The 12138-nt window shown below is 45.2% G+C and carries 12 protein-coding genes; 1 reads left to right on the forward strand and 11 read right to left on the reverse strand.

The window, feature by feature from the left end; all coding sequences use genetic code 11:
- Positions 1 to 134: 134 nt before the first annotated feature.
- From zwf to AC3WQ3_RS28505, 10 genes are all read right to left on the reverse strand, one after another.
- The gene (gene zwf, locus AC3WQ3_RS28460) at positions 135 to 1685 is read right to left on the reverse strand and encodes a glucose-6-phosphate dehydrogenase (RefSeq protein ID WP_492474357.1); all 1551 of its coding nucleotides are present in this window, start codon (positions 1683 to 1685) and stop codon (positions 135 to 137) included.
- Between the two features lie 247 nt (positions 1686 to 1932).
- Positions 1933 to 2670, reverse strand: coding sequence for a YwmB family TATA-box binding protein (locus tag AC3WQ3_RS28465; protein WP_492474358.1), 738 nt, complete (start codon positions 2668 to 2670; stop codon positions 1933 to 1935).
- Between the two features lie 219 nt (positions 2671 to 2889).
- Positions 2890 to 3558, reverse strand: a complete 669-nt coding sequence (locus AC3WQ3_RS28470; RefSeq protein ID WP_095292211.1) for a response regulator transcription factor — start codon at positions 3556 to 3558, stop codon at positions 2890 to 2892.
- The gene (locus AC3WQ3_RS28475) at positions 3500 to 4615 is read right to left on the reverse strand and encodes a sensor histidine kinase (protein WP_153979925.1); all 1116 of its coding nucleotides are present in this window, start codon (positions 4613 to 4615) and stop codon (positions 3500 to 3502) included. The genes AC3WQ3_RS28470 and AC3WQ3_RS28475 overlap by 59 nt, the downstream gene beginning before the upstream one ends.
- Before the next feature lie 33 nt (positions 4616 to 4648).
- Positions 4649 to 5296, reverse strand: a complete 648-nt coding sequence (gene liaF, locus AC3WQ3_RS28480) for a cell wall-active antibiotics response protein LiaF (protein ID WP_127538880.1) — start codon at positions 5294 to 5296, stop codon at positions 4649 to 4651.
- A 149-nt stretch (positions 5297 to 5445) separates the two neighbouring features.
- Positions 5446 to 6153, reverse strand: a complete 708-nt coding sequence (locus tag AC3WQ3_RS28485) for a PspA/IM30 family protein (RefSeq protein ID WP_095292215.1) — start codon at positions 6151 to 6153, stop codon at positions 5446 to 5448.
- A gap of 1 nt (position 6154) precedes the next feature.
- Complete coding sequence (locus tag AC3WQ3_RS28490) at positions 6155 to 6658, reverse strand: PspC domain-containing protein (RefSeq protein WP_492474359.1); 504 nt, start codon at positions 6656 to 6658, stop codon at positions 6155 to 6157.
- A gap of 17 nt (positions 6659 to 6675) precedes the next feature.
- Entirely contained in the window at positions 6676 to 6906 is a 231-nt protein-coding gene (locus tag AC3WQ3_RS28495; protein ID WP_095292218.1) for a PspC domain-containing protein, read from the reverse strand.
- Between the two features lie 4 nt (positions 6907 to 6910).
- On the reverse strand, positions 6911 to 7582 hold the full coding sequence (locus tag AC3WQ3_RS28500) for a PspA/IM30 family protein (RefSeq protein ID WP_110756943.1): 672 nt from the start codon (positions 7580 to 7582) through the stop codon (positions 6911 to 6913).
- 34 nt (positions 7583 to 7616) lie between these two features.
- The gene (locus AC3WQ3_RS28505; RefSeq protein ID WP_336783114.1) at positions 7617 to 7925 is read right to left on the reverse strand and encodes a LiaF transmembrane domain-containing protein; all 309 of its coding nucleotides are present in this window, start codon (positions 7923 to 7925) and stop codon (positions 7617 to 7619) included.
- A gap of 474 nt (positions 7926 to 8399) precedes the next feature.
- Here AC3WQ3_RS28505 and AC3WQ3_RS28510 point away from each other — a divergent pair, with 474 nt between their 5' ends.
- Entirely contained in the window at positions 8400 to 10787 is a 2388-nt protein-coding gene (locus AC3WQ3_RS28510) for a helix-turn-helix domain-containing protein (protein WP_492474360.1), read from the forward strand.
- A 76-nt stretch (positions 10788 to 10863) separates the two neighbouring features.
- Here the strand turns inward: AC3WQ3_RS28510 and AC3WQ3_RS28515 are convergent, their stop codons facing one another.
- Complete coding sequence (locus AC3WQ3_RS28515; protein WP_492474361.1) at positions 10864 to 11811, reverse strand: class I SAM-dependent methyltransferase; 948 nt, start codon at positions 11809 to 11811, stop codon at positions 10864 to 10866.
- Between the last annotated feature and the right edge of the window lie 327 nt (positions 11812 to 12138).

A 12138-nucleotide genomic window follows, 5' to 3' on the forward strand; every position in this document is an offset into this window, starting at 1 on the left:
CTTACTTTTTGTCAACAACTTATTTTTATTTATTTATTTCCTTATTATTCTTTTCTCTCTCCTATGCAAAAAAAGCCCGGAAGAACGCGCAATCACGTCCTATCCAAGGCTTCTTTACACCTGATTTAACTGGATTAGTTGTTCACTTGCCAAATAACACTGTCTTCGTCCTGCCCATTCACCGGCCACCAGTGGAAACCATCCTGCTCCAGCAGCTTCCCTGTCGCTTCCGGTCCCCATGTACCTGCAGGATACGTATGCAGTTCTCCATGATTTCCAGCCCATGCGGAAGCAATACGGTCGACAAAAGACCATGCCGTCGCCACTTCATCCCAGCGGGTGAAGTACGTGGAATCCCCTTCTGCTGCATCATGCAGCAGACGCTCGTATGCTTCTGGCGAGTTGATTCCGATCATACAGCTCTGACAGAAGTCCATTGCGAGCGGCTGAATTTCGGAGTCCGAGCCCGGTTTCTTGGCATTGATTTTAATATAGATGCCTTCCATCGGATTCACCCGAATGACGAGCAGATTCGGTTCCAGTTTATATTTTTTGCCCAGATATACATTGTTCGGCATGGACTTGAATTCAACCACAATCTCGGTCGTTTTCACCGGCAGACGTTTGCCTGTCCGAATGTAAAAAGGTACACCCGCCCAGCGGAAGTTATCCACGAATACACGCGCAGCAAAATAAGTCTCGGTATTCGACTCCGGATCAACCTTGTCCTCCTGCCGATATCCCGGAAGCTGTTTTCCACGGTACTCCCCTTCCGTATACTGTCCACGGACAACGTTATTGCTCACTTCTTCATCGGACGTAAATGGTCGCAAGGAACGCAGCACCTTAACCTTCTCATCCCGAATATCCTCAGGAAATAGACGGCTTGGCGGCTCCATGGCAATCATTGTCAGCATCTGAAGCATATGATTCTGCCCCATATCCCGCAGGGCACCGGAATGATCGTAGTAACCCCCACGTTCCTCCACACCAACGGTCTCACCAAGCGTGATTTGAACATTCGCAATATGTTTGTTATTCCAGAGCGGCTCAAAAAATGCATTACCAAAGCGAATCACTTCAATATTCTGCACCATTTCCTTGCCCAGATAATGGTCAATCCGATAGATTTCCTCTTCACGGAACACCTCGCGGATCTGCTCATTCAACTGCTCGGCAGACTGCAGATCATACCCGAACGGCTTCTCAATGACAAGCCGGTTCCAGCCTCGGCTCTCCAGCATTCCGCCATCACGTAAACTATAAGAAACACTGCCGAACAGCTCTGGAGCCAGTGCCAGATAAAACAGCCGGTTGCCTGGCGTGTTAAACTTCTCTTCCAGACCTTCTGTTTGATCCCGTAACTCTCTGAAGCCATCCACGTTATTAATATCAAGAGATTTATACTCAAAATGTTCGACAAACGCATTCCACTCATCAGGGTCACCTGCCGGATAGCGGCAGAACTCTTTAATGGATTCATGAATGTCTTCCCGGAATTGTTCTGGTGTCCTCGGACGTCTGGCTACACCAATAACCGCAAAGTCTTCGGCTAGCTTGCCTTCGCGGTAAAGACTATAGATTGCCGGAAACAGCTTCCGGCGGGCCAAATCACCCGTTGCTCCAAAAATGAAAAATACTGCGCCTGGCGTCTGCACTTCATCTCGCATTTGTTTTTCGACCATGGGCTCCTCTTCCTTCCGGGAAGACTCTTTCTCTGCTCTTCCCGAGCTATGTAATGGTGTTATATATGCACAACATACAACCGACAATTACCAGTAGCTTCCTCTTGGATGTGATGCCATTTTAGCATATTGCCTGAAGGGTTGCACTAATTTTCCTGATAAAGGAACCCTTATTCCTCCAAACATTTCTCTGAAAATTCATCTATAAATATTCATGATCAAGCCTATAAATTCACCTAATATTATTTCAATATTCTATAGTGATTACGGGAAAACCTAACGTAATACGATTACTTCCCTTATCGTGGTCCTGATGTACAGCAATCTGCATGTTCAGAATATCCGAGCCACTCTGGATGGCAGTCGGAAGCTCAGGGACACTGTAGGACACGCTTGCTGTGTTGTCATCCGTATAACGCTCAGCTGCATGCATACCCAGCCGGCCAGACAGCTTAGCCTCTGTCTCTTCTAAATGATTGCTAACCGATACATCGGTTGTTCCTGTGCCCTGAACGGCAAGGTTCCATGTTGCTTCCACCTCAGAATTTGCAAGCAGCTGATCTACCTGTTCATGCAAAGAAACGAGCTCGCTTAATTCAGTGGAACGATTACCCGCCAACTGTACAATAACATAGTATCCGTTCTCTCCTGTCACGACGGCATTTACCAATATGCCTGCACGACTTCCTTCAGCCTGAATCTCACTGCGATATACATCATGACCTGTCTGGCTTCCCAAAACCGGTCGCGGCAGTCCCAATTGCTCCGACAAGCGTGCTGCTTGTTCCTCTGCACTCCCTGTCCCTTGTCCCTGCCATTTGATAATCATGCGTTCCATCTGATCCATTGCTGCGTTCGAAGTATGTATCAACTGTTCCAATTTCTCACCTTCTGACTCGTTTCTCTCTGCATACGCCGTCGTCATACCTATAACAATAATAAGTGCCAAAGCCACTATACCTGCAGACATCCAACGATTTAACATGGTTATCCTCCGCTCTCTCTTTCGTTCTATGAATCTATCAACAGCATGCCCCCTTTCCCCATTTGCTAAACTTCTTGGACATCACAAAAAAGGCCCGTTCCACCATGTGCATGGTAGAGCAGACCTTTCCACTTGCCTATCTATGCTATTCAAATTCGTTAAGTACATTTACTTGTTCAATGAATAATGCTAATTAAAGTCGCTCACATTACAGTCTTCTTACTCTGCTAGACCATTTTTATAGGCATAGATGGCTGCCTGTGTCCGGTCGTCCACACCAAGTTTGGCCAGGATATTCGTTACATGGAACTTGACTGTTTTGATACCGATAATCAGATCATCGGCTATATCCTGATTGGACTTGCCCTTCGCGAGTAAACGAAGCACATCCATCTCCCGGTCAGTAAGCTCCTCATGAGCCGGGGCTGCTGCCTGAGGCTGTCGGAATCGATTCATCATTTTGGAGGCCACCTGCGATTCCAGAACCGATTGTCCACGTGCCGCAGCACGAATGGCATCTGCCACTTCATTGGCTCTTGATGTCTTTAACAGATAGCTGAAGGCGCCTGCCTCAATAACAGGATACATTTTTTCATCATCCAGGTAACTGGTTAGCACAATGACTTTGCATTCCGGATACATTTTGAGCAGCTGCCGGGTAGCCTCGATCCCGTCCATACCTTCCATGACTAGATCCATCAGAACAACGTCCGGCTTATATTCCTGTGCCAGTCGAATGCCTTCCTCACCACTTCCCGCTTCACCCACAACCTCGATCCCGTCCTCCGTATCGAGCACGGCCGCGAGGCCGATCCGTACCATTTCATGGTCATCCACGAGCAACACTTTGATCGACGTTTCCGTCTCCGTTTCTACTTCCGGTTCCATTGACATGTTCTTCCTCACTTTCATCGCTCATCAAAGGTATCGTTATCTCAATTCGTGTTCCCTTGCCTGGTGCCGTTACAAATTGAATGGCTCCCCCGATCTCCGTAACACGTTCCCGCATGTTGGCCAGACCATAGGAAGCCTGCTTCTGGTCATCCAGATCGAAGCCCTGACCATCATCACGAATAAGCACACGAATCGCATCGGTCCGGCGCTGCAGCCGAATCTCCATTTTTTCTGCCTTGGCATGGCGCAGTGTATTGGACATCGCTTCCTGAATTATTCGGAACAGATGATTCTCAATGCCTTTGACCAAATGGATATCTTCATCCATCTCAAGCACAATGTCCATGGGTACTTTGGTTTTTAATTCCATGACAAGATCTTTCAGGCCCTGTTCTAAATGTTTGCCTTCCAGATAAACCGGTCGCAAATGCAGAAGCAATGCCCGCATCTCGGATTGGGCTACCGAAGCCATCTCCTCAATCAACGCCACCTGCCGCTGGGCACGTGCAAAGTCCTTTTCCATCTTTCGTCCAACCGCTGTGGCAGTCATCGAAATGGCAAACAACTGCTGGGAAACGGCATCATGCAGCTCTCGTGCCAATCGCTGCCGTTCTTCCACAATTGCCGTTATTCTGGCTTGCTCAGCGAGCTGTGCATTGTTGGTCGATAATCGTTGCAGTGAGGTAACCTGATCTTCCCACTTCTTCCCGATCCGCCCGAGCTGTTCGCTTAAACGGCCTACATCGTCAATTCCCAGATCGGGTACGGTGCGCGATAGAGATCCCTTTTCCCATTGTAGAAGGGTTTCCCGCAGCAATTCAAGCCTGCGTTTGACCCGGTAACTTTGATAAAAGCCAAAAGACGCTCCGATGCCTATTAGCAATAAAACCAGCGCTAAGCCAGACTGAATCAGATGCCTCCATCCAGCAAACGGAGCAAGATAACCATATGTATACAGCACATATAAGATAACAGCGAGCACAATGAAAACAAGGAGGATCCCTTCACCCATACTTCGGGTTACCATGTCGGTATGTCGTTTTGTCTTCAACCGGGTCTCCTCCTTTTTTCACTTATTGATTTATTACGGATTACGAATGCTTAGGTCGCCAACAATATAAGAAATAACAAATTTTGCTTTATGTTCACTGGTTTCATAGCCAGGCGTTCTCCATATCAACTTGTTCATCATGCCACTGTCTTTTTCCCCATTCAGACTAATTCGTCCAAACATGACCGAAGCCTCAATCTCTACTCCGTAATCCTCAGGCAGTGTCAAACGAACATTTCCCATAACCCCTTGTAACAATACAATGGTCTGTTTTTCTTCCGGAATGGAGAGAGACAGATCTGCATTGACTTCACCAATAGCGTGCCATAAGCTCATGCTTCGTAACGTCCAAGGCACCTGGTCCCAGTAATAGCGGGCCAAAAAATTCTGTTTGCGCATGACATCGCCATGCAGATGCATCTTTTTGTTTTTGGAATAAAAATAGGCTAGTGAAGCCAGTACAATTAAAAATACAATCATCAGGTTCCCAAGCAGCAGAAGACATCCACCAATCGCCAAGTAGCGGTGACCTTTGTGCGTATCTCCTTTACGAACCTGGACCATTCCAATCGTTAACAGGATCAGTGCGGCAGCTGTCAGCAGATTAATATGCTGATTCAATAGCATGATTATACCGATAATAATGATCGCAAATGCAAGCCATTGTTCTTTTTTGTTCATCTCTGCCGCACCTCCTCTGCAAGTTGATTTTCCCTATTCGTTGGAAAAGCCATACCAGGCGATAATGACCTGTATGGCTTAACCTTTGTTCTACAAACCGTTCTTTATTCACGATTTATAGAATATCATATTGTCTGCTGAGCGAACAGTTATTCTTTAGAAGTGCCGCCTGTTTCATTTTTTGATCCATTGCCCAGTTTGTTCTTCAGGGCTTGCAGTTGTTGATCTACTTTGAATTGTTTTTCAACATCTACAGGATTGGTATACGTAGATTGTGTGTTCCGGTAAGGAGCACGGGATACGTCTGCTTCAGCTTCCAGCTGCATGATTTTCTCTTCCATACGATGGAATCCAAGCGATGCACTACCACTTTCGATTGAATGCAGGCTGTTGATGGAAGACATTTGCTTTTTGGCTTTGGCCATTTGGGCACGGGATACGAGCTCATTGCGTTTGTTACGCATTTTGTAGAACTCGTCTTTCATGTCATGGAGCTGTTGCAACAAGTCTTTGGCTTGTGCTTCAGATTGTGCGTGCAGTTCACTGTACTCCGTAATTTTTTGATCAAAGTAGATTTTCTCTTCCAGCAATTTGCGAGCTACTTCTTCCTGTCCATTAGCAAGCGCAGCTTCAGCTTGGGACTCGCGTTGTACTGAAGTACGCTCCGCTTCGTCCAGGCGCTGCTTCATGCGACGCTCATTAGCCATTTGTTTGGCTACTGTTACTTCAGCCTCATGGATTTCTGCCTCCATGTCACGCAAATACTGGTTCAACATTACAATCGGGTCTTCCACTTTATCCAACATATCGTTTACCGACGCTTTAGTCATATCCTTAATCCGTTTAAATACTCCCATTTTACTTTTCTCCCTTCTCGTAACGAGATAATTTTTGGCGAAGCTCTTCAACTTCTTTTTTCAATGCTTTTTTCTCAATATCTTTCATCATGGAATCCAGTTCACTCTCTTGAGGTGCACCTGCTCCATAGCTGTTATTATCGTAAGAACGTGGGCCCGAATTAGGTCTGTTATTGTAACCTGGGCCGGGACCGAAGCCACCGTGACCTTGATTGCTGCCCCGGAAAGGTCCTCTGTTCGGGTCGTGATCATAGCTGTTGTATCCTCTGCCAGGACCGGGACCAGGACCTGGACCGTAACCGTACGGGTCATAAGGTGGAAATGGTTCTTTCGGTACCACCAGGGCTGCGATAAAGTAGATTAACAACGCTGTGCCGCCTGTTACAAAGATACTGATGACGAAGATGATCCGCAGCAGCGTGGAGTCCATTCCGATGGATTCGGATATCCCGCCGATCAAACCTGTTAGCATCCGGTCACGCGTTGAGCGGTATAATTTGCTCATGTGCTTACTCCTTTCGTTTACTTATATCCTGTTACGGAATCATATCCGTATGGATCTGCAGGATAGGGTTCCTTCGGCACCACTAATGCAGCGATGAAGTAGATCAGCAATGATGTACCCCCCGTAGCGAAAATACTGATGAAGAAGATGAGACGCAGCAGCATCGAACTAAAACCAAGATTCTCAGAGATGCCGCCGATCAAACCTGTCAGCCTTCGGTTACGCGTCGAGCGGTATAATCTATTCATGTGACTACTCCTTCCTTTCATTGTTCAGCTTCTGCTTCAGGCGCTCAAGCTCTTTATCCAAGGTAGAGGAGGACATGCTGCCTGCTGTTCCTGAACCATCCTGGCTCATGCGGCGAATGTCTCTCAGACTCTGTGCCTCATATTCAAGATCAGAGACTTGGTCGTCCAGGCGATTGAACATTCGAGGTACATTCTGATTATTGTAGTGACCTCTTTGATTCATTCGTTGCTGCAATTGAATGGTTTGCATACGAGCGTAGTAATATTGACGTTTGCTGTACACATTCTGATACTCCACTTTCAGCTGGTCAATCTGTTCATCAAGTTCCTGTAATGCTGCATTGCTCTGGGCATACAGTTCATTGTATTGTTCCATCTTTTCTTCATGGAGAATTTTCTCCTGCAGGGCAAGTTTCGCAAGATGCTCTTCTCCTGCTTTCAGAGCCATTGAAGCCTGCTCTTCACGTTTGTGCACCATACTTGCTGCCTGGTCGGCTTGCTGCTTCATCTGTCTAGTATGGCTTGCATATTGATGACGAAGCTTCTCGGCTTCGCCAATGTCTTGGCGGGTCGAGACCAGAAACTGATCAATCAGTTTGACTGGATCCTGACTTTGCTCCAGATGTTCATTTAATGTAGCTACGGTAATATCCCGCATTCGACGAAATACACTCATTATGTTCTGTCCTCCTTTTCAAGATCGTGATCATTTAGTAGCGGCCATGACGACTGCGATTGTTGCTGAGCATCGAGACACCGAAGATGATTAATCCGATGGCGATGATTGGTCCGATCAACCAAGCCAGTTTACCCATCAGTGACAAGATACCGATGATCAAGACGATCCAGCCCAGCATTACATTTCCTCGTTTAACCCCGTAGTAACCAAGTGCAATCATCAGAATCGGAATCAGATACCCCATCAGGTGTCCAAGAAGCGGAGTTAACTTTCCGAAAAGGATGAGAGCTCCCAGCGCAATCAGAACAATCGCCCAGCCATTTCCCTTATTCCATCTCATAATTTTTTCACCACCCTTTCGGTTTGTATTTTGATTTGTTTATTTGCTCGTTTGTGTTTGTTGTTTCTTGTTCAACCTTATGTCTTTATTCTAGGGGAAACGGGGACTTTTCAAAACAGACCGCGGACGGTTTTTCATCCTAGACTCAGGTCGGGGATCGTGTGGGACCTCCGTCTGTCCTTGCATCAGACCTCTGTCGACTTACAATGAGCTTGAGATTGGGATGCTTCATATCCCCTTATCCGACTTGAGAGTCTTTAACCTCATCTGAGCTTGCAAGCGCCATTGATATGATCTGCCCTTAAGCCTTATGTACGTTTACAAAAGGAATTCGTTTCCCCCGAATGATGTACGGTTGACCCGAAACGTAAATACTTTTTTATCCATATAAACAAATTTATGTTGTTATTAATGTAAGCGTTTACTAAAATAGAAGCAGTATTGATCCTAATTCTTAAGTTAGGAGTGGGGGCTGTGCGGTCCATCAGTTATCTTCATAAAATGATCTTGTTTGGCATTCTGCTCAGTACCTTGCCTATTCTGCTGGCCGGAATAGCGGCAATTCTGTATTCCATGAATCAAACGGAGCTGCATCGCATGCAAACGAATAAACAACTTCTTTTATACATGCAGACGAGCGTCGAGCATAAGCTTAACACCGTCAGTTATATGCTGGATCAGGCGACTCGCTCTCCTATTACACTTCAGTCCCTTTCAGCCACACTTCCAGGTACATTAACGACAGCAAACCAGCTTCAATCCGAATTTCAACATATGCGATCCTGGGAGCCCTTAATGGATATTACGCTAGTTAACGAGGGTCAGGATTGGCTGGTCGATCATGCGGGGTTATATCTTAACACGGACTTCCCTTTGGCTCTTCCCATGCGAGATTTGTTGTCCAAAACCCTGACCTCTGGCTGGCAGCTGATTCCATCATCTGTATTTAAGCATAATGAACAGGATTTCCCGTCCGGATGTAACTATCATATCGTACTCGGCAGATCCATCTCGCTTATGAATGCACTCGCTGACTCGGCTATAATTGGTGGAATTCCTGCATGCTCATTGCATCATTCTATTGTATCTGAATCTGTTGACATGGATATGTCTGCTTCAGAATTGATTATTGTGAACCGCGAACAGCGCATTCTTGTTCACCCCGATCCTATGTATATTGGACAACCATTATCGGCAATGAACATAGAAGATAGTGAATCTAAAATGGACATGAGCGAATTGCTCTCTCCGAACACGTCTGCTGCTTCAAAGGAATACCACGAGGTTCGATTTGCTGATACGGAATATTCCTTAACCTTCGCTAAGACACCGTTAAAGGGATGGACTTATATTTTAATTACACCCATGAATGCCCTATCCCAAGAGTATGTTGAGATTGGACTGTATACCTTGTCTGTCGGCGTAATACTCCTTCTACTCTCCATATTAATGGTATGGTTAGGTTCAAGGCGTTTGCATATCCCCATACGGAACCTGCTATCGCAGCTAGGAATTACTGACAGAGTTTTATCAAATCAGAAACTGCAACAATCCTTTTTACCATCTCAAGATGAATTCGAGCAGATCAAAACCCATATTACCCAGCTTTCAGCTTCTCGATCCCAGATGGAGTATAAATTAAATCAATACGTTTTGCAGACACGCACTCAGTATATGATAAATATGCTTCAAGGTAAGTGCACGCCCGGCATGCTGCACCAAAACTTGAGCGAACTAGGCTACAAAGATCACCTTATCGAGTGGCAACAAATAGCCGTATTGACCCTACAGATCGATTTAGCAAGTCAAACGAAATATGATCATCACGATCTCGATCTCCTGTTATTTGCCGTTCAGAATATAGTGGAGGAATCCATCGATAAGGATCGACAACTCCTTCCGCTCATTGTGGAACAGACTGTAGTAACCGTAATAGGTTCTATCAAAATGGACAACTCTGTATTTTCAAATGAATTTTACGAAATAACTGAGCTGCTGCATCATCGAGTGAGTGAAGTTTTGAATCTTCAGCTGAATATCCGTTTCAGTCAACCATACTCTTCCTTTTCAGAAATACACCTGGCTTATATTGAAGCCATGAAGCTTTTGCAGCAGCAGACCATATCAGGAGCTAGCGTCAAACAAAATGAGGAAGCCTCAATTTACTCTTCCTTGTGGACGCTACCTTACCCTGAGTCCCTCGAATATCGTCTTATGCAATCGATTCAATCTGCAGATGAGGCAGAAGCTTCCGTACTATTACAACAGTTGCTCCAGCGTGTGTATCATATGGAATGGACCGAGGAAGAATACCAGGTTGCTTTAACTCGATTATTGATGCACATATTACAAATGATGCAGGAATCGGGTATACGACTTGGACAGATCTCTTCAGGGCACAGCCCAATGATCAACGAACTGCTCACTCTGCAAACGGCTGTCGATATTGAGCAATGGTTTATTTACCGCATCATTAGACCGGTTATTGGCATTTTCAGAGAAAGGCAGTATGCACAGCATCAGCAGATCTCGGAAAGAATGATTGCCATCATTCATCAGGAATACGATACCGATCTGACACTCGAAGAGTGTGCTTGTAGGCTCCATTATAACGCGAGCTATTTGAGTACTGTGTTCAGCAAAGAAACAGGCTACGCATTCAGTGAATATTTGTCACAGTATCGGTTCAAGATGGCCCGAAAGTGGTTGGATGAAACCGAGCTAACCATTAAGGATATTGCTGCTCGGCTACGTTACAACAACCCGCAAAACTTTATCCGTTCATTTCGAAAATGGGAGGGAATCACTCCAGGTCAGTACCGGAAACGTAGACAGAAGCCTCTTCGCTCTTCCATAAAATAATGGTTTGTAATAACGAATGAAAAAGGAGCAGAAGGTCTGCTCCTTTTAATGATTCGCGCATGGTTTATTTCTTATTTTATTGCTTAGCTTCTTTCTTACGAACAATCTTCATATTCTGTTGGTCCAGCTGAATTAGTATTTTTCCGAACCTGCCGCCACGTAGGAAGTTAACCATGCCATCTGGATAGGCACTTCGGATATAGTGCTCAACCCTGTATAGTGAGTCTGTGTCCGTAGGCAATCCATAGGTGTTTAGCCATTCCTGTAGATGATCTACAACTTGCTGAACAGGCATCTCAATGGTGTTGACTTCATTAGTAATTAACGACGTATACGCGTAACCCTTCAAGAATAGCAGCTGTTGTATGTATCCCATATCTCCCGAACGGTAAGGCGGATTAACATGAAGTACCTCTTTAAATTCGTCTATTAACGTATGCACTCTCGGGCCGGCCATAGCACTGATATAAACGTATTTGCGTGCACTTTGAATTGCCTGTTCAACGGTTTCCCAATCAGACATTGCGGGGCACATGGAAGCAAAGGCAAAATCATATTTCTGTTCCCAACCTTTCTCCTGAATCGATATTTCTTCAAACCGTTCAGAGACAATCTCGATTTTAGATTCTAATGTATTCGGGATTGTCTCTTTCATCAAAGAAACAAGCAGTTCAGAAGGTTCGACTGCAGTGACAGTTGCCCCCTTTTCTGCAAAAGGAATAGTAAAGATGCCTGAAGCCGCTCCAATGTCCAAAATGGATAACTCACTAAAGTCCACGCCTTGATTCTCAATCCAGCTCATGATACGCTCGGAACGCTTCTTACCTTCTTCTGTGAAGGATTGATAATGATAGTCTCGTGCCCAGCGTTCGAATGCTTCTTCCGTTTCGAATGGCGCACTCTTTTTCTTATATCTTGGATTCCTCTGCCGCTGCTTCCAAGCCTCTTCCCAGATCGATAGATCAAATAATAGTTCCGAATAATTAACTGAATTGTTCTCCTCAGACACTTTTTGCTCAAGCATTTCATTCCACTCCGTTCTATGTAATAAAATAAAAAGTTCACCAGAAAGGATCTTATCTTTTTAACCAACAAAAGTATCTCAACACTGTTTAGCCAATATCACAATGGCTCCATATCGAAGACTTTATTTATCTACAATATATTTAATTTATTTATACGTCAACCTCATATATTGGACTATTCATCAATTGCGAGAACTAAAGTAATAAAAATAACCCTGTGAATTGTCTAAGCAATCCACAGGGTTATACGTTATACCGGCGAGAGGACTCGAACCTCCACGGTTTCCCACTCGATTTTGAGTCGAGCGCGTCTGCCATTCCGCCAC

Source organism: Paenibacillus sp. FW104-T2 (genome assembly GCF_058789975.1).

Excerpts from the sequence above, each read along its gene's own strand:
- AC3WQ3_RS28490 (WP_492474359.1), bottom strand. The coding sequence starts at position 6,658 with ATGAGCAAATTATACCGCTCAACGCGTGACCGGATGCTAACAGGTTTG.
- AC3WQ3_RS28505 (WP_336783114.1), bottom strand. The coding sequence starts at position 7,925 with ATGAGATGGAATAAGGGAAATGGCTGGGCGATTGTTCTGATTGCGCTG.
- AC3WQ3_RS28515 (WP_492474361.1), bottom strand. The coding sequence starts at position 11,811 with ATGCTTGAGCAAAAAGTGTCTGAGGAGAACAATTCAGTTAATTATTCG.
- AC3WQ3_RS28500 (WP_110756943.1), bottom strand. The coding sequence starts at position 7,582 with ATGAGTGTATTTCGTCGAATGCGGGATATTACCGTAGCTACATTAAAT.
- liaF (WP_127538880.1), bottom strand. The coding sequence starts at position 5,296 with ATGAACAAAAAAGAACAATGGCTTGCATTTGCGATCATTATTATCGGT.
- AC3WQ3_RS28495 (WP_095292218.1), bottom strand. The coding sequence starts at position 6,906 with ATGAATAGATTATACCGCTCGACGCGTAACCGAAGGCTGACAGGTTTG.
- AC3WQ3_RS28470 (WP_095292211.1), bottom strand. The coding sequence starts at position 3,558 with ATGGAACCGGAAGTAGAAACGGAGACGGAAACGTCGATCAAAGTGTTG.
- zwf (WP_492474357.1), bottom strand. The coding sequence starts at position 1,685 with ATGGTCGAAAAACAAATGCGAGATGAAGTGCAGACGCCAGGCGCAGTA.
- AC3WQ3_RS28465 (WP_492474358.1), bottom strand. The coding sequence starts at position 2,670 with ATGTTAAATCGTTGGATGTCTGCAGGTATAGTGGCTTTGGCACTTATT.
- AC3WQ3_RS28485 (WP_095292215.1), bottom strand. The coding sequence starts at position 6,153 with ATGGGAGTATTTAAACGGATTAAGGATATGACTAAAGCGTCGGTAAAC.